The sequence below is a fragment of the Weissella tructae genome, from assembly GCF_000732905.1.
GTDB classification, from domain to species: domain Bacteria; phylum Bacillota; class Bacilli; order Lactobacillales; family Lactobacillaceae; genus Weissella; species Weissella tructae.
In genome coordinates this window covers 1,185,687-1,202,833 of record NZ_CP007588.1, presented here as the reverse complement: position 1 = coordinate 1,202,833, position 17,147 = coordinate 1,185,687, and the positions used below count along the sequence as shown (strand labels likewise).

Genomic DNA, 17,147 nt, shown 5'->3' with positions numbered 1-17,147 from the left:
TGATTAATTACGGTTACTTAGTCATTGCAGGTTTAGCCCGAGTAGACACGTCGATGATGTGCGATGAACATATGAAAGGGGTAAACCAATGATTGATGTCAATAAATTTGAAAGCATGCAAATCGGTTTGGCAAGTCCAAACAAGATTCGCAGCTGGTCACATGGTGAAGTTAAGAAGCCCGAAACCATCAATTATCGAACACTAAAGCCTGAAAAGGATGGATTGTTTGATGAACGAATCTTTGGACCAACCAAGGATTACGAATGTGCTTGTGGAAAGTACAAGCGTATTCGTTACAAGGGAATCGTCTGTGACCGATGTGGTGTTGAAGTAACAACTGCAAAGGTACGTCGCGAACGTATGGGGCACATTGAATTGGCTGCTCCAGTTTCACACATCTGGTACTTCAAGGGAATCCCATCACGTATGGGTCTTGTCTTGGACATGTCACCACGTTCACTAGAAGAGATTATCTACTTCGCGTCATACGTGGTTACTGATGCCGGTGATACACCACTTGTTGAAAAGCAATTGTTGTCAGAACGTGAATACCGCGAACACAAGCAACAATACGGTACTGGCTTCAAGGCTGGTATGGGTGCGGAAGCCATCAAGGCATTGCTAGCCAATGTTGATCTTGAAGGTGAAGTTACTCAATTGAAGGCTGAATTGCGTGAAGCAACTGGTCAAAAGCGTATTCGTGCCGTTCGTCGTTTGGACATTATCGAAGCGTTCGTTAAGTCAGGTAACAAGCCTGAATGGATGGTTATGGATGTTATTCCAGTTATCCCACCTGACTTACGTCCGATGGTACAACTTGAAGGTGGACGTTTTGCCACTTCTGACTTGAACGACTTGTACCGTCGTGTAATTAACCGTAACAACCGTTTGAAGCGTTTGCTAGAATTGAATGCCCCAGGTATCATCGTGCAAAACGAAAAGCGTATGTTGCAAGAAGCGGTCGATGCTTTGGTCGATAACGGTCGTCGTGGACGTCCTGTTACTGGTCCTGGTAACCGTCCGTTGAAGTCATTGTCACACATGTTGAAGGGTAAGCAAGGACGTTTCCGTCAAAACTTGCTTGGAAAGCGTGTTGACTACTCTGGACGTTCAGTTATCGACGTTGGTCCATTCTTGAAGATGAACCAAATGGGATTGCCTGTGCCAATGGCCGTTGAATTGTTCCGTCCATTCATCATGAAGGAATTGGTTGAACGCGAAATGGCCGGAAACATCCGTGCCGCTAAGCGTAAGATTGACCGTCGTGATGATGAAGTGATGGACGTGTTGGAAGACGTAATCAAGGAACACCCAGTTCTATTGAACCGTGCCCCAACTTTGCACCGTCTTGGAATCCAAGCGTTCGAACCAGTGTTGGTTTCAGGTAAGGCAATGCGTTTGCACCCATTGGTTACTGAAGCGTACAACGCCGACTTCGACGGAGACCAAATGGCCATTCACGTGCCTTTGTCAGATGAAGCCCAAGCTGAAGCTCGTTTGCTAATGCTTGCCGCTGGTCACATCTTGGCACCTAAGGATGGTAAGCCTATCGTGGCACCATCACAAGACATGGTTATCGGTAACTACTACTTGACTACTGAAGAAGCAGGACGTGAAGGTGAAGGGATGATCTTTAAGGACATCAACGAAGCCCGTACTGCTTTGCAAAATGGTTATGTTCACTGGCACACACGTGTTGGGGTTCAAACATCATCATTCCCAGCAGACAAGCCATTTACCGATGAACAACGTTCACGCATCATGGTAACAAGTGTTGGTAAGTTGTTGTTTAACGACATCTTGCCTACTGACTTCCCATACTTGAACGAACCTACAGAAGCCAACTTGAAGGGTATTGACGACCGTTTCTTCCTAGAACCAGGAACAGACGTGAAGGCATACTTGGCAGATACAACTATCTTGCCACCATTCAAGAAGGGTTACTTGTCAGACATCATTGCTGAAGTCTACAAGATCTACAAGGTTACAGAAACGTCATTGCTATTGGACCGTATGAAGGACCTTGGTTATGCAGACTCAACTAAGTCAGGTTTGACTGTTGGGGTTGCCGACGTTACTGAATTGAAGGAAAAGCCAGCAATCATTGAAGCAGCCCATGAAAAGGTTGCTACAGTGACAAAGCAATTCCGTCGTGGTTTGATTACAGATGACGAACGTTATGAACGCGTTATTGAAATCTGGAACCGTGCTAAGGACGACATTACTGAAAAGCTTATTGCCCACTTCGAAGTGGACAACAACATCTTCATGATGTCAGACTCAGGAGCTCGTGGTAACATCTCTAACTTCTCACAACTTGCGGGAATGCGTGGATTGATGGCCGCTCCTAACGGACAAATCATGGAATTGCCAATCATCGCCAACTTCCGTGAAGGACTTTCTGTTTTGGAAATGTTCTTCTCAACCCACGGGGCTCGTAAGGGTATGACCGACACGGCCTTGAAGACTGCCGACTCAGGTTACATGACTCGTCGTTTGGTTGACGTTGCGCAAGACGTTATCATCCGTGAACACGATTGTGGTACTGATCGTGGATTGGATGTAGCGGCTATCATGAACGGTAACGAAGTGATTGAACCACTTTACGACCGTATCTTGGGACGTTTCGCCCAAAAGACTGTTGTTCACCCTGAAACTGGTGAAGTGATCGTGGCCCACAACCAAATGATTGAAGAAGCAGAAGCTAAGGCAATCATTGAAGCTGGAATCACATCAGTGAACATTCGTTCAGCCTTCACTTGTAACACTGAACACGGAGTCTGTGTACTTGACTACGGTCGTAACATGGCTACGGGAGATATCGTTGAAGTTGGTGAAGCTGCGGGAACTATCGCTGCTCAATCAATCGGAGAACCTGGAACACAATTGACAATGCGTACTTTCCACACGGGTGGAGTTGCCGGAAACGACATCACGCAAGGTCTTCCTCGTGTCCAAGAAATCTTTGAAGCACGTAACCCTAAGGGTCGTGCGATGATTACTGAGGTTACCGGTGAAGTTAAGTCTATCGAAGAAAACCCAGCAGAACGTACTAAGGAAGTAACCATCGAAGGTGAAACTGATACACGTACTTATACACTACCTATGGCTGCACGTATGCGTGTTGCTGAAGGGGACATGATCCACCGTGGTGAAACGTTGAACGAAGGTTCAGCTGATCCTAAGGAAATGATCGAAGTTCGTGACACACTTGCTACTGAAAACTACTTGGTTGACCAAGTGCAAATGGTTTACCGTATGCAAGGTGTGGAAATCTCTGACAAGCACATCGAAGTTATGGCTCGTCAAATGATTCGTAAGGTTCGTGTCATGGATCCAGGTGAGACTGACTTGTTGCCAGGTACTTTGATGGACATTGCGGAATTCCGTACTGCCAACGAAAAGCCTTTGATTGAAGGTAAGTTGCCAGCGACTGCTCGTCCAGTCTTGCTAGGTATTACTAAGGCCTCATTGGAAACAAACTCATTCTTGTCTGCCGCTTCCTTCCAAGAAACAACGCGTGTTCTTACAGACGCCGCTATTCGTGGAAAGAACGACCCATTGGTAGGTTTGAAGGAAAATGTTATTATCGGTAAGTTGATCCCTGCTGGAACTGGTATGAAGCAATACCAAGCCGTACAACCTGAAGTGGTTGGGGCACCAGTTGTGAACAATGAAGACGCGACTAAGGTACCATCTATCGCTGATATCGAAAACACAATGAACCTAGAACAAGAAGTAATCGACTAAGCTTAGGTTTAAAGATTACGAAAGAGCCACTATTTAGGGAGTGGCTCTTTTTTTGTTTATGAGAAAGTGTTGTTACATTACTTATTTTAAGTATGCTTTGATATTCCGGTTTTAAACTGTAAACATTAAATAGAAATAAGGAGAACTCTGACATGAATGAGTTTACGTATGGGAATCAAACCGAAATTCGTTTTGGTGAAGGACGCTTTTGGCATGAATTAGCTGAAACATTGGCGCCATTTGGAAAGCGTGTGTTATTTGTTTATGGTGGAGCATCAATCAAGGCAAGTGGCGTCTATGACCAAATTATGGCGCAATTGGTAGACTTTGATGTGACTGAATTAGCTGGTGTGGAACCAAATCCCAAGATTGACTCAGTTCGTAAGGGACAAGCCTTGGCACAAGCGGAAGACGTTGACGTCATTTTAGCTGTGGGTGGTGGTTCTGTGATTGATGCAAGTAAGGTGATTGCATCAGCCAAATATTATGTTGGTGATGCATGGGACTTGGTCTTGGATTCAGAATTACGTTTTGAAATTGATCAAGTACCGGTTGTGGATATTTTGACATTAGCAGCCACTGGTACTGAAATGAATGAAGGTTCTGTGATTTCGAATCCAGAAACGCAACAAAAACTCGCGACATTTGGGCCAAATACGCCTGCTGTGTCGTTTGAAGACCCAAGCTTGACCTATTCTGTATCAGCGTACCAAACGTCCGCTGGAGCGATGGATATTATGTCTCATCTGTTGGAACAATATTTTGATAATGCCCGAGCAACTGATGTTCAAGATGGCATGATTGAAGGTATGTTACGATCAGTGATTAAGTGGGGACCAATCGCGGTTGCGGAACCAAAGAATTATGATGCCCGTGCCAATTTGATGTGGGGCTCAACGCAAGCATTGAATGGACTTGTCGGTACTGGTAAGGATGACGAATGGACGGTACATCCAATCGAACACGAAGTATCTGCTTATTATGACATCACACATGCGGTCGGATTAGGAATCTTAACACCGCATTGGATGAAGATGGCGTTAAATACAACGACACAGGCTAAATTTGCCCGCTATGCTGAGCAAGTATGGGGCGTTGTTGGAGCAGATGAACACGATGTCGCCTTGCAAGGAATTGCGAAGACAGCGGAATGGATTAAGCAAATGAATATTCCAGCAACTTTACCTGAAGTTGGGATTACATCTGATGTACACTTCAAAGAAATGGCTCAGGCTGCGGTTGAAAATGGAAATCTGAGTGCAGCGTATGTACCAATGGATGCCCAAATGGTTGAAAATTTGTATCGTGCCGCCATGGAACCTGTTCATTTGACTTAATACGTACAAACCTTATAATTAAAGATAACTAAAGCCTTCTTGTCATGAGAAGGTTTTTTTAATGGCGAAATTAAAGTGAGATGAATATGAAAAAAATTGAACGTGGCACACAATTCGTAACGGATAATCTACATATGTTTCAATGTCCAACTTGTCATGAACCTTTTACGGCCGTGGATGGGCATAGTTTGGTGTGTGAAAATAACCACAGTATTGATGTGAATAAAAAGGGAAGCCTAAATGTTCTGAATCACGCTGTAAATACAGAATACGATGATGATATGTTGACGGATCGTCGTCGTGTCTTACAAGATGGTTTGTTTGATGGCATTGTTGATGCAGTTGCAGCAGCATTACCAGCTGAAGCACAAACAATGTTAGACGTTGGAACTGGTGAAGGAACGCCTTTTGCGAAATTGTTGCATCAACGCCAATACAATGATGTTGGGATTGGCTTTGATATTTCAAAGGCAGGGGTTAACCTAGCAACGCAATTAGAAACAGATGCGTTGTTTATGGTTGCTGATTTGGCACATTTACCGTTTAATGCGGGTGCCTTTGATGCAGTGGTTGAATTCTTCTCACCAAGTGCGTATGAAGAATTCAAGCGTGTCGTAAAGCCTGGTGGAAAGATCGTTAAGGTTGTCCCTGCAGCGGGATATTTACGTGAATTACGTGAAATGTTGTATCCAGTTGGCTCAAGTAAGCACACATACGATAACCAACAAGTCGTAGATCGTTTTTATGAATACTATCCAGATGCCGAAATGGTCCCTGTAACGTACACATGGCAGATTCCGGCAGATGATTATCAATCATTGTTGCACATGACGCCTTTGCATTGGGGTGCTCGTCCTGAAGCGCAAGCAGCCGCTGAAACACAACCCTTAACAGCCATTACAGTTGACGTAGTGGTACTTATTGCGACACAAAAGTAACGATTTGATAGTTTTTAGTGCTTTAAGTCTAGTATTATCGTGGTAGATTGGGTAAAATAGTCTGTAAGTATCTATTTTTAGTATTGTCCAGATAGTGAGCAGGTAGAAGATATGTTTCCAGATCGATTACGTGAATTGCGTAAAGGCCGAAGTATCACATTAGAAAATCTCGCGGATGAAATGAACAAGCAATTAGATCCCGGGCAGAAACCAAACACAGCAGCACAAATCGGAAATTGGGAACGTGGGGATCGCTCACCTTCTTATATTGAAGTTTGCAAGTTAGCTGATTTTTTTAGTGTGTCAATGGACTTCTTGGTTGGACGCGCCAGCTCTGAAAAAACAGACTTATCATTGTTGTTTTTGTCAGGAAAAGAAATCGACTTTAATGGAAAGCCACTAACGGACCAACAACGTTTTGATATTTTCCAACACGTTAACGCCTACTTGAACCCTGTTAACAAGGTTCCGGACGAAGACGTGAAGATTAATCATCAAGAAAATCTTTTCTAACTTAAAAGGAATATTATGACAGTTAAACCAATTCAATTTGGGACTGGACGTCAGCTAACGAATCTTGCCTACGTGCAGACGTTGGCTGATTTTTTTTCGCATTATTCGCAAGTCCCTCATATTCAGATAAAAATCAAAACAGCGCAAGCGGTTATTAGTCAGATTAATGCAGGTTTTTTGCCGCCCAAAATTGACGATTTAACCATTACAGAAAATGATATCGAACTGTTACAACAACATGTCTTGCAACAGTTTCCAACTGATATGGCAGCCGGTAATCAATACTGGCAAGAATTAATCGAGCCACTTGAGATGTTAGATGAAACGCTCAGTGAATTACGTGATGTCTTAATGACAACCTTTGACATGTATCATTATCCAAATGAGGTGTTCATGCACCAATTAGATGCATACATTGGCCAGGCATCCGTTTTAGAAATTATGGCGGGGCAAGGTTATCTAAGTGCTGGATTACGTGCGCTTAACCCAGCGCGTGAGTTGGTTGCAACTGATGACCAATCTTGGGAGAAACAACCAGGCGACCATATTATGCCAGTAACTGACGTATTAAACATGGATGCGTTAGACGCGTTAAACAAATATGGTCAAGCAAGTGATGTGATTTTAATGTCATGGGCACCGGATACAGATGATATCGATATGCAGGTTTTAAATTGGGTTCGGGTGAACGCACCTAAAGCAAAACTATTAGTCATTGGTGAAAAACACGGTGCAACAAATTCACGTGAGTTTTGGCAGGAAGCGCAATTAACTGATTTGACTGAACTAAATGATGCTTTAACATCGTTTGATTTGATTGATGAAAAAATTTATCTTGCCCGTTAACAGTCTTTGCTTATTGGTAAAGGCTGTTTTTTTGTAATCCAGTGTTGCGTGCATTGCTATCAGTTAACAGGGTACCGTAAATAATGAAGGGGTCATAAATCTGATATTTAGCCCGTTTTTTGTTATATAGCTGTTATGGGCATTGAGATATTTCCTTGATATAGTCACTAACGAGCCAAATTAGCAATAGCAGGAAATTTTGGCAAATCATCACCTATCGTGCAGATGTCTATTATTTTGTCCCATTTTCGCTCAAATTGATCGAGTCATTATTTTGATTAGTAATTAGACATTGATAACACACTATTTTTTCACATTGTAATTTTTAATTTTGGACAAAGTGATATGACAATGCGCCCTTATCATGTCGAGAAGATTCGACAATAGATTAAAAGGGGGATACGTGATGCAAATGATGCAACGTATGGTTTTGGTAGGATTAGTCGGTTTAACGTTAAGCGGGGTAGGAGTAAGTGCCAATCAAGTGGGAGATCACACGAATATCACGCAACAAAGTACATCTGGGATCACCCTAGAAGACCGTGTTGAGGAGGCGATTAGTATTCAAGATAATCGCTTTTGTGTGAATCAAAAACTGCTACTTCAGAAGTGTTCTACTTTTGAAGCCGCACGAGTAAATGACAGTGTGACGAACATGAACAAGCAATTGAATCAGCTAACCACAACAGGTAGTCGCCTACTTGTGGCTGATGATGGTGGAATGACCATGCAAAGTAATCGTTTTGTTCGTCGTTTTGGGAAGACACAAGTCAAATTTTACTGGTGGGGAGTTCGTGTCTGGCTTAACCAAGACCATGTGCAATCTTTGGTTGATACAGGCATTGGCTTAAGTGGCTACTTTATTCCTGGACGTTTAATTGGTGCTGCATGTGTGGCACTAGGAGCGAATATTCACCACATTAAAAGTGGGATTCGTTTTGACTTAACTTATCTAAATGTTGGATCAAAGGTTTCTATCGCTAATGTTGCTTGGCAATAGAATAGAAAAGCCCTGCACTTTTTGTGCAGGGCTTTTTTATATTAGAAAGGATAAATCATGAAACAACGTTCAAAATTAGAACGGCGAATTCGGCAGGCACTACTGATGTTGCTTCTGCTGACGCTTATAGCTAATTTATTACATCAGCCTGAACTAGCCAAATATTTACGCTACCTCATTTACATGGGCTGTTTAGGATTACTTGTTTTGTCGGATTAATCGACAAATTGGTCTGAAAGACGGATGAAGTCCTGAATATCCGTTTTAATCAAATCAGCACCGGCTTGCCAAAAGTCAGGCTGTGTTAAATCAACACCTAGGTGCTTTTGCGCAAGGTCTTCAATTGTCATGTGGGCTGAGTCACGTAATAGGGCGATGTAGGCATCTTCAAAATTGTCTTGTGTTTGAACCCATGCGTATACCCCGGCACTAAATAGGTAACCGAATGTGTAGGGGAAGTTGTAGAATGGAACGCTATCAATGTAGAAATGAAGCTTTGATGACCAGAAGTGGGGATGGTCTTTCGTTAAGAGACCATTGAATGCTTCAGCTTGTGCGGCGGCCATCAATTCATTTAGGCGAGCAGCAGGTACATAACCTTCGGCACGTTCAGTGTAAAACGCTTTTTCAAACAGGTAACGTGCACGGATATTCATAAACATTGAGACAGGGTTCGTCATTTTGGCATCTAGTAAGACAACCTTTTCCGCGTCGCTTTGTGCCGCTGCGATATTCGCATCCGCAATTAATAACTCGGCGAAAGTTGATGCTGTTTCAGCGATGTTCATGGCATAAGCATCACGCCAAACTGGTAAATCAGTTAAGACACTAGAGTGAAAGGCGTGACCTAATTCATGGGCTAATGTTGAGGCATCATTAACAGATCCGGTAAAGGTCATGAAAATACGTGATTCGGCATTATCAGGCAATGAATCCATCCAACCACCGGGTTGTTTACCAGGACGGTCTTCGGCTTCAATCCAGTTTTGATCAAAGGCAGATTGGGCAAAGGTTGCCATCTTAGGTGAGTATTGACCAAAGTTTTTGACAATGAAGTTAGCGACTTCATCATAGCTTTGTGTTGTTGGTTCAAAGTTACCAACCTTTGTTAGTGGGGCGACTTGATCTTGCCAACCAATCCCATCTAAACCAAGTAGTTGTGCTTTACGGGTAAAAAAGTCCGTGAACATAGCTTTGTTGTCATCAACGACTTGCCACATGGTATCTAGTGTTTGACGTGACATACGGTTTAATTCTAAGGGTTCTTCTAAGAAGTCAGTGTAACCATGGGCTTCTTGGCTTGTTAGACGTGAACCAGCTAAATGATTCAACGTATCAGCGGTTAAACTATCAGCCTTTCCCCACATTGATTCATAACCATCCATTAATGCAGCACGACCAGCATTATCAGGGTAGCTATCAAGCAGATTTAATGCTTGTCCTGCAGAAATATTTTGAGTGTCACCGGTTTCGTTTGTGAATGGCATTTCCAAGGTCGCAGAAATGGTATCGTAGTGACTTGACCAAGCAGTCAGACCGTCTAATTGTAATTGGTTAACTAATTGTTCAGTTTCTGGTGCCAACATACGACCAGCGCTTTGACGCAATTCAGCGACATAGAAAGCAATGGGCGCAATATCCGCGTGTGTTTGGAATTGGATAAACGTTTGGTCGTCTAGCTCAGCCAATACACGGCTGTAGGCATCTAAGCTGTTTTGATAGCTAACGGCTAGATTATCTAAACGACTTTGAAATGGTCGGAACTTAGGATTTGTGTAATCCGCTGAAGTTAATGCGTTTAAAAAGACGTTCAACGTACGAAGAGTACTATCTAGTGCTTGTAGGCGAAGTGAGTAATCAACCAATGTTGTGATATCAGTTGTTGGTTTGAAATCGTGCGCAAAAGTGTTTAAATCAGCTTCAACCGTATTAAGTGTTGTTTGAAATGCTTGTCCTTCAACGCCGCCGGCGTAAATGGTTTCAAGATTCCAGTTTTGAGAATAAGCCATTTGATAAGTCTCCAATCTAAGTTATTGTGTAACAGTGTATCATACATTTGAAAATAACGTCACAATAATAGTATAGGGCGTATACAAAAATGTTGCTTTAATTTGAAATATAGTAAATAATATAAGATATAACATTTTTGATAAAATGAAATCTTGGTTTAATGTAGAAAGAAGATGACTCATGAAGATTTTGATTGGCTTTGCCATCGTATTATTTGTACTGACCACAGTGATTAGTGGTTATTTGTTTTATGTTGCGCAAGTTCGCTCAGAAAAGGACTTTGTTGATACTGGTGTTCGAGAACCTGGTGAAGCATTATATGAGCAACAAACACGTTGGCAAGCACTTCCTAAAGAAGACGTAACGCTTGAAACAGCAGACGGACTAACTTTAAAAGGGGAGTATGTCAAAGCTGAGAAGCCTTCAAAGAAAATTGCGATTGTCATTCACGGTTTTTCTGTTGATCGTCGGACAGTAGTTCCTTATTCAGAATTGATGCATAGCCAAGGATATAATGTCTTGTCTGCCGATAATCGTGCGGCCGGGAAATCAGAGGGTACATACATCGGTTATGGTTACCTTGAAGCGAAAGACTATCTTGCTTGGATTAATCAATTAATTGCAGAACATGGTGAAGATACGGAAATTGTGGTGTACGGAACATCATTAGGTGCAGCAACGACGATGTTGTTGGCGGGGATGAATCCACCATCACAAGTTAAGGCATTTATTGAAGACTGTGGTTACAATGATTTACGTGAGGAATTGAGTTGGAAGGGTGGTCAAATGTATAAGTTGCCATCTTGGATCTTAGAACCTTTCTCAAGTGTTCTATCAATTTACTCACAACTGTTGGCCGGGTATTCATACAATGATGTACGTCCAGAAAAGTCACTAGAAAATAATACGCGTCCAATGTTGTTCATTCATGGCGCAGAAGATTTGTTCGTACCAACAAGTATGGTCCATAAAGTCTATGATGCAACTAAAGGACCAAAAGAAAAACTAGTTGTACCAGGTGCCGATCATATGGAAGCCTACGAGAAGGACGAAGAAACATATGTGAAGACCGTTTCTGACTTCTTGGCCAAGTACGTTTAATTAAAATATCAAATTAACAGCTAACCACGGGATACATCGTCGTTAGCTGTTTTTTCTATGCCTTTCAAAATGTCCACAAATAGCCTAAAATAATAGGTAACGATTATACGGATAAAGAGGCAAATATATGACTGAACATTATTACACACAAGCGCCAACTGGTGCGCATGATGAAAAGAGCTGGCGCTTTACATTATTAGGACATGACCTAGGATTCACAACTGATGCGGGTGTGTTTTCAAAGCATACGGTGGATTACGGAACACGTGCAATGCTAGAAGCATTTGATACTGAATTACCAGCAGGAAAGATTTTGGATCTTGGGGCTGGTTATGGTCCTGTTGCAATTAGTTTGGCAAAGACATTGCCAGACCGTGAATTTGTAGCCGCTGAAATTAACGAACGTGCCGCAGCTTTGATTGAAAAGAATGCTAAGGCTAATAAAGTCGCTGACCGCATTACAGTTGTACAATCAGATGTATACAGTAATGTCGAAGGTACATTTGCGGCTATTTTAGTAAACCCACCAGTACGTGCCGGTAAGGATGTTGTGACACGTATGATTAGTGAAGCATACGATCATTTAGAACCAATGGGAACACTAACGGTTGTGCTACAAAAGAAGCAAGGAGCACCGTCTGCTAAGGCCTTGATGGATGAAACTTTCGGTAATGCTCAAACGATTGCTAAGGATAAGGGATACTACATTCTAGAAAGTGTTCGTCATGCCTAAGCTGACAGATGAACAAATTGCGACCTTTATGGACGCTGCCTTTGCTGAAGCCGAAAAAGCAGAAGCGTTAGGTGAAGTCCCTATTGGTGCAGTAGTTGTGAATGAAGGGGTTATTGTTGGCCGTGGTCATAATCTTCGTGAAACCCAGCAAGATGCGACGCTACATGCGGAATTTATTGCGATTCAAGAAGCAAACCAATCATTAGGCTCATGGCGTCTACCAGACGCACAATTGTTTGTCACGTTGGAACCTTGTATTATGTGTGCTGGTTTGATTCAACAAACTCGTATTACAGATGTCTACTTTGGTGCAGTTGATCCAAAGGCTGGTGGTGTGTGTTCAATGTATCATCTGCTTGAAGACGAACGATTGAATCATCAAGTGGAAGTACATGCTGGCGTACAAGAAGAACGTGCTAGCGAGCAACTAAAAACATTCTTCAAAGCGATTCGTGCGCGCAAGAAACTTGAAAAGCAAGCGCGAAAAGATGCTGACAAAGAAATGGAAAACATGGTATAATATCTTTTGTGAGGCAAGTATGCACTTCGAACCGTGTCAGGGTCGGAAGGCAGCAGCACTAAGGAGACCGTATATTGTGCTTCACACCTTATTGATATTTAATGGAGTCGCCCGATTTTTATTAATCTGGGCGACTTTTTTTCGCGAAAATCTGGTATGATAGACAAAGAGCATAACAACATGAGCAGATGAAAGGGGACGATGGTGCAATGGCGTATCAAGCATTATATCGGACATGGCGACCACAAAAGTTCAGTGATTTAATTGGACAAGAAGTCGTCACGAAGACATTAAAAAACACCATTGAGAGTGGACAAATTACCCACGCATATCTCTTTAATGGACCGCGTGGAACTGGGAAAACATCAGCAGCCAAAATTTTTGCTAAAGCAGTTAATTGTTTGCATCCGGATCATGGTGAACCGGATGGTACATGTGAAATTTGTTTAGCAGCTGATGCTGGTACATTAGGTGATGTAGTTGAATTGGATGCGGCCTCAAACAACGGGGTTGATGAAATTCGTGAAATTCGTGAGGATGTGAATTACGCACCTACACAAGCAAAGTATAAGGTTTACATTATTGATGAGGTTCACATGTTATCAACAGGGGCCTTTAATGCCTTATTGAAAACATTGGAAGAACCACCAGCAAATGTAATCTTTATTTTGGCAACGACGGAACCACAAAAGATTCCTGCCACAATCATTTCTCGTACGCAACGTTTTGACTTTAAGCGTATTGATGCAAAGGCATCTTACGACCGTATGGTTCATATTCTAAATGCGCGTGGTAATGCGTATGATGAAAGTGCCCTACGTGTCATTGCGAATGCAGCTGATGGTGGAATGCGTGACGCATTGAGTATTCTAGATCAAGTCTTATCATTCGGGGATGGTTCAATTACATTGGACAATGCTTTGTTGGTTACTGGATCAGTTACGCAAACATTGTTAGGTGAATACCTACAAGCAGTTGTCGCACATGATACACAAGCAGCGTTAGGTAAGCTAAGTGATGTTCTGGCTGCGGGGAAAGATGCACAACGCTTTATTGAAGATTTGATTAGTTATGCACGTGACCTCTTGTTGTATACAGAAGCGCCAGATTTGATTACGCTGGTTCCGGATGAAAACTTCCAGGAAATGGCCAAGTCAGAAAAGCCGCAAGTTTGGTACAACATGATTGATGTGTTGAACGATACGCAACAACAATTGCGTTATACAAATCGTCCAAGTATCTACTTAGAAGTGTTGACTGTTAAATTGAGCCAACCAAAACAGGTTGTTCAAACAGTTGACGTTGCAGCAGAACCCGTTCAGAATGTGGTGGCACAACCGGCACAACCGGCACAACCGGCACAACCGGCACAACCGGCACAACCGGCACAACCGGCACAACCGGCACAACCGGTGGCGAAAGCAGCAGTATCTGATGATAAGCAATCAGTGTTTAAGGTGCTTCAATCTGCAACTCGTGGTGATTTAAATCGTGTCATTTCTATTTGGGGTGACGTGACAAACATGTTGCCAGTGTCACAACAAGCGATGCTGAATGTTGCTAAACCAATTGCTGCATCACCAAATGGATTGGTAGTTGCGTTTGATTTTGACGTCATTCGAATGAATGCGATGAAGAATGCAGAACTAGTGAATACGGTGACGCAACAATTACGTATTTTGACGGAGTCAGATACAGAACGTCAATTAATCTTCATTACAGCTGATAATTGGCCAACGTTACGTGCGGAATTCCTAGCACAACGTCAAGCTGCCCCGGCTGCATCAGCACCACAAGCAGCTGACCAAAATGAACAAGTGCAATTGAATGAAGTAGTAGATGCGGGGATGCCCGAAGAACCTACTGAAAATCAGGCGCATCCAGCTGTTGATGAAGCAATCAACTTGTTTGGATCAGAGATGGTTGAAACACAAGAAGACTAAGATAACGATGTTATTTTGGTTCAATTTAACGAATAAGCTATAAACTAATAAAAACAGAGAAAAAGAAAAGAGGCCCTATTATGTTCGGTGGACAAAACATGCAACAAATGATGAAGCAAATGAAGAAGATGCAATCACAAATGCAAGATGAACAATCAGCGATTGCAGAATCAGAATACGTTGGTAAGGCACCAGAAGACATGGTTATCGCAAAGTTTAATGGTGACCGTCAATTGTTGGACCTACAAATCAAGGCTGACGTTATTGATCCTAACGATCCAGAAGAATTGTCAGACATGGTTGTGATGGCTGTGAACGATGCATTGGCGCAAGTTGAAGCTGATACACAAAAGCGTATGGGAAAGTTTGCACCACAAGGAATGGGCTTCTAAGCTCGATTTGATTTAAGAAAGCAGGAATGACATGCAATATCCAGAACCGATTGCGAAGTTGATTGATAGTTTTACTAAATTGCCTGGAATTGGGATTAAGACAGCCACTCGGCTTGCTTTTCATGTCATTAACATGCCAGAAGAGGATGTGACTGGTTTTGCGCAAGCGTTGATTTCAGCGAAGCGTGATCTTCGTTTCTGTTCTATCTGTGGGAACTTAACAGAAGCGGATCCATGTTTGATTTGTACTGATACAACGCGAGACCAAACAACTGTATTAGTCATTGCGGATGTGAAAGACTTGATGGCTATTGAAAATGCGGGTGAATATCGAGGTCTGTACCATGTGCTACATGGTGTTTTGTCACCATTGGCCGGTATTGGACCGGATGACATCAACATTGATTCATTAGTGACGCGTTTGCAACGACACGAAGAAATTCAAGAAGTGATTGTTGCGACAAATGCAAATGCTGAAGGGGAAGCAACCGCAATGTATTTGTCACGATTGTTGAAGCCAGCAGGGATTAAGGTTTCACGTCTAGCGACAGGACTATCAGTTGGAAGTGATATCGACTACGCAGATGAGATTACATTAATTAAGGCAGTTGAGGGAAGAACGGAGTTGTAGATATATGGGATTATTTCGTCGACATAAGTTAGATTCAAAGGCGTATGATGAACAATTAGTAGATATTATTCATGATGCGAAATATGATTACGAAAAAGCGCGTTTAACACAAGATGCTATGTTTGAAAGTAATGTGGATACCCGTAAGGTATTGGCAGAAACAGCGCGAGCTAAACAAACATATTTCTTTTTGTTACGTGCTGCTCGTGGTCGTAATATGCGAGGCCGTTGGGCAACAGCGTTTGAACGACCAGAAAAGTAATAATTGAAAAGAGACACTTGAATCTAATTCAAGTGTCTCTTTTTTTATATTATGTATTCAATTTGGAGAGGCGATATCGTATTAAATAGGGGATTGAACACCTTATGATTTAAGAAAGGACCGAATATCGGGTCTATAATTTGGTATAATAAAGGTTAATTAGAACGAAGATAGGGAGTACAGACATGACAGCGGGATTATTTATTTCACTTGAAGGACCCGATGGTGCTGGAAAGACATCAGTGCTTAAAGCACTAGTTAATCGTATGGAAACACTACTGGGGGAGCGACTATTAGTGACGCGTGAACCAGGTGGTAAGGACAATCAAGTTGCGGAAGCAATTCGTGATTTAGTTTTGAGTCCTGAATTACCAACGATGGACCCAATGACTGAAACACTATTAATTGCGGCGGCACGCCGTCAACACGTAATAGAAACAATTAAGCCAGCTTTGGCTGACAATAAAGTTGTTTTAACTGATCGTTATGTGGATAGTTCAATCGCTTACCAAGGTGGTGGGCGTGAGTTAGGTGTTAAAACGGTCGAAGATATTAATGACTACGCGATTAATGGTTTAATGCCTGCTGCGACAATTTATCTAGATTTAGATCCGGCAGTTGGTTTGGCGCGTATTCAAAGTACTCGTCAAGATGAAGTAAATCGTTTGGATGTTGAAACGATTACATTCCATGAACGTGTCACAGCTGCATACCGTGAATTGGTTGCAGCTAACCCACAACGTTTCCATGTTGTCGATGCATCGCAACCTTTAGACGATGTTATTGAAGCGACATGGGTTGCCATGCAAAATATTTTAGCCACACAGGAGGATTAATACGATGAAGATGATTACAGCGATTGTGCAAGATCAAGATGCCAATGTATTAACAAAAGCCCTTGTTAAGGCAGGTTTTCGAGCAACACGCCTTGCTTCAACAGGAAGTTTTTTACGTGCTGGAAACACAACATTTATCATGGGTGTGGAAGATGAACAATTAGACGATGCATTAGCGTTGATTGATACAACTGCGAAGACACGTACACAAATGATGACACCAGCGATGAATCCAGGGACTGTGATGGAATCAGTTGGAACTGAACCGTTGAATGTACAAATTGGTGGTGCAACGGTCTTTGTACAAGACGTTGAACAATTCCATCGTTTCTAA

General features: G+C 42.3%; 16 protein-coding genes and 1 other RNA gene. 16 read left to right on the top strand and 1 reads right to left on the bottom strand.

The genetic code is table 11. The features are described 5' to 3' along the window. The first annotated feature begins 88 nt into the window (after positions 1-88). The 6 genes from rpoC (at position 89) to WS08_RS05925 (ending at position 8,385) form a co-directional block, all read left to right on the top strand. On the top strand, positions 89-3,751 hold the full coding sequence (rpoC, locus tag WS08_RS05950; RefSeq protein WP_009765066.1) for a DNA-directed RNA polymerase subunit beta': 3,663 nt from the start codon (positions 89-91) through the stop codon (positions 3,749-3,751). 152 nt (positions 3,752-3,903) lie between these two features. Further along, on the top strand, positions 3,904-5,088 hold the full coding sequence (locus WS08_RS05945) for an iron-containing alcohol dehydrogenase (protein ID WP_009765065.1): 1,185 nt from the start codon (positions 3,904-3,906) through the stop codon (positions 5,086-5,088). An 86-nt stretch (positions 5,089-5,174) separates the two neighbouring features. Then, positions 5,175-6,026, top strand: a complete 852-nt coding sequence (locus WS08_RS05940) for a methyltransferase domain-containing protein (RefSeq protein ID WP_009765064.1) — start codon at positions 5,175-5,177, stop codon at positions 6,024-6,026. A gap of 111 nt (positions 6,027-6,137) precedes the next feature. Further along, positions 6,138-6,539 (top strand): helix-turn-helix domain-containing protein, encoded by a 402-nt coding sequence (locus WS08_RS05935; protein ID WP_009765063.1) that lies wholly within the window; start codon positions 6,138-6,140, stop codon positions 6,537-6,539. A gap of 15 nt (positions 6,540-6,554) precedes the next feature. Continuing rightward, positions 6,555-7,385: a hypothetical protein gene (locus WS08_RS05930; protein WP_009765062.1), complete on the top strand. Its 831-nt coding sequence runs from the start codon at positions 6,555-6,557 to the stop codon at positions 7,383-7,385. Between the two features lie 406 nt (positions 7,386-7,791). Continuing rightward, on the top strand, positions 7,792-8,385 hold the full coding sequence (locus tag WS08_RS05925) for a hypothetical protein (RefSeq protein WP_038566704.1): 594 nt from the start codon (positions 7,792-7,794) through the stop codon (positions 8,383-8,385). 215 nt (positions 8,386-8,600) lie between these two features. Here WS08_RS05925 and WS08_RS05920 read toward each other — a convergent pair whose 3' ends face one another. Beyond that, complete coding sequence (locus WS08_RS05920; protein ID WP_038528593.1) at positions 8,601-10,394, bottom strand: M3 family oligoendopeptidase; 1,794 nt, start codon at positions 10,392-10,394, stop codon at positions 8,601-8,603. Between the two features lie 181 nt (positions 10,395-10,575). Here WS08_RS05920 and WS08_RS05915 point away from each other — a divergent pair, with 181 nt between their 5' ends. From WS08_RS05915 to WS08_RS05875, 10 genes are all read left to right on the top strand, one after another. Further along, the gene (locus WS08_RS05915; protein WP_009765059.1) at positions 10,576-11,496 is read left to right on the top strand and encodes an alpha/beta hydrolase; all 921 of its coding nucleotides are present in this window, start codon (positions 10,576-10,578) and stop codon (positions 11,494-11,496) included. Between the two features lie 127 nt (positions 11,497-11,623). Then, positions 11,624-12,229, top strand: a complete 606-nt coding sequence (locus WS08_RS05910; protein WP_009765058.1) for a class I SAM-dependent methyltransferase — start codon at positions 11,624-11,626, stop codon at positions 12,227-12,229. Beyond that, positions 12,222-12,749: a nucleoside deaminase gene (locus WS08_RS05905; RefSeq protein WP_009765057.1), complete on the top strand. Its 528-nt coding sequence runs from the start codon at positions 12,222-12,224 to the stop codon at positions 12,747-12,749. The genes WS08_RS05910 and WS08_RS05905 overlap by 8 nt, the downstream gene beginning before the upstream one ends. A 5-nt stretch (positions 12,750-12,754) precedes the next feature. Further along, positions 12,755-12,840, top strand: an RNA gene (gene ffs, locus WS08_RS06850) — signal recognition particle sRNA small type. Positions 12,841-12,958: 118 nt separating this feature from the next. After that, positions 12,959-14,692: a DNA polymerase III subunit gamma/tau gene (dnaX, locus tag WS08_RS05900; protein WP_038566701.1), complete on the top strand. Its 1,734-nt coding sequence runs from the start codon at positions 12,959-12,961 to the stop codon at positions 14,690-14,692. A gap of 80 nt (positions 14,693-14,772) precedes the next feature. Beyond that, positions 14,773-15,084, top strand: a complete 312-nt coding sequence (locus WS08_RS05895; protein ID WP_009765055.1) for a YbaB/EbfC family nucleoid-associated protein — start codon at positions 14,773-14,775, stop codon at positions 15,082-15,084. A 31-nt stretch (positions 15,085-15,115) separates the two neighbouring features. After that, positions 15,116-15,715: a recombination mediator RecR gene (recR, locus tag WS08_RS05890; RefSeq protein WP_009765054.1), complete on the top strand. Its 600-nt coding sequence runs from the start codon at positions 15,116-15,118 to the stop codon at positions 15,713-15,715. Between the two features lie 4 nt (positions 15,716-15,719). Then, positions 15,720-15,977 (top strand): YaaL family protein, encoded by a 258-nt coding sequence (locus tag WS08_RS05885; RefSeq protein WP_009765053.1) that lies wholly within the window; start codon positions 15,720-15,722, stop codon positions 15,975-15,977. 185 nt (positions 15,978-16,162) lie between these two features. Next, positions 16,163-16,813 carry a dTMP kinase gene (gene tmk, locus WS08_RS05880; RefSeq protein ID WP_009765052.1) on the top strand — a complete coding sequence of 217 codons (651 nt, stop codon included), beginning with the start codon at positions 16,163-16,165 and terminating at the stop codon, positions 16,811-16,813. A gap of 4 nt (positions 16,814-16,817) precedes the next feature. Next, a complete protein-coding gene (locus WS08_RS05875; RefSeq protein ID WP_009765051.1) occupies positions 16,818-17,147 on the top strand; it encodes a cyclic-di-AMP receptor in 330 nt (109 codons plus the stop codon).

Coding starts and splice junctions, on each gene's coding strand:
- rpoC (WP_009765066.1), top strand. CDS start 89: ATGATTGATGTCAATAAATTTGAAAGCATGCAAATCGGTTTGGCAAGT.
- WS08_RS05945 (WP_009765065.1), top strand. CDS start 3,904: ATGAATGAGTTTACGTATGGGAATCAAACCGAAATTCGTTTTGGTGAA.
- WS08_RS05940 (WP_009765064.1), top strand. CDS start 5,175: ATGAAAAAAATTGAACGTGGCACACAATTCGTAACGGATAATCTACAT.
- WS08_RS05935 (WP_009765063.1), top strand. CDS start 6,138: ATGTTTCCAGATCGATTACGTGAATTGCGTAAAGGCCGAAGTATCACA.
- WS08_RS05930 (WP_009765062.1), top strand. CDS start 6,555: ATGACAGTTAAACCAATTCAATTTGGGACTGGACGTCAGCTAACGAAT.
- WS08_RS05925 (WP_038566704.1), top strand. CDS start 7,792: ATGCAAATGATGCAACGTATGGTTTTGGTAGGATTAGTCGGTTTAACG.
- WS08_RS05920 (WP_038528593.1), bottom strand. CDS start 10,394: ATGGCTTATTCTCAAAACTGGAATCTTGAAACCATTTACGCCGGCGGC.
- WS08_RS05915 (WP_009765059.1), top strand. CDS start 10,576: ATGAAGATTTTGATTGGCTTTGCCATCGTATTATTTGTACTGACCACA.
- WS08_RS05910 (WP_009765058.1), top strand. CDS start 11,624: ATGACTGAACATTATTACACACAAGCGCCAACTGGTGCGCATGATGAA.
- WS08_RS05905 (WP_009765057.1), top strand. CDS start 12,222: ATGCCTAAGCTGACAGATGAACAAATTGCGACCTTTATGGACGCTGCC.
- dnaX (WP_038566701.1), top strand. CDS start 12,959: ATGGCGTATCAAGCATTATATCGGACATGGCGACCACAAAAGTTCAGT.
- WS08_RS05895 (WP_009765055.1), top strand. CDS start 14,773: ATGTTCGGTGGACAAAACATGCAACAAATGATGAAGCAAATGAAGAAG.
- recR (WP_009765054.1), top strand. CDS start 15,116: ATGCAATATCCAGAACCGATTGCGAAGTTGATTGATAGTTTTACTAAA.
- WS08_RS05885 (WP_009765053.1), top strand. CDS start 15,720: ATGGGATTATTTCGTCGACATAAGTTAGATTCAAAGGCGTATGATGAA.
- tmk (WP_009765052.1), top strand. CDS start 16,163: ATGACAGCGGGATTATTTATTTCACTTGAAGGACCCGATGGTGCTGGA.
- WS08_RS05875 (WP_009765051.1), top strand. CDS start 16,818: ATGAAGATGATTACAGCGATTGTGCAAGATCAAGATGCCAATGTATTA.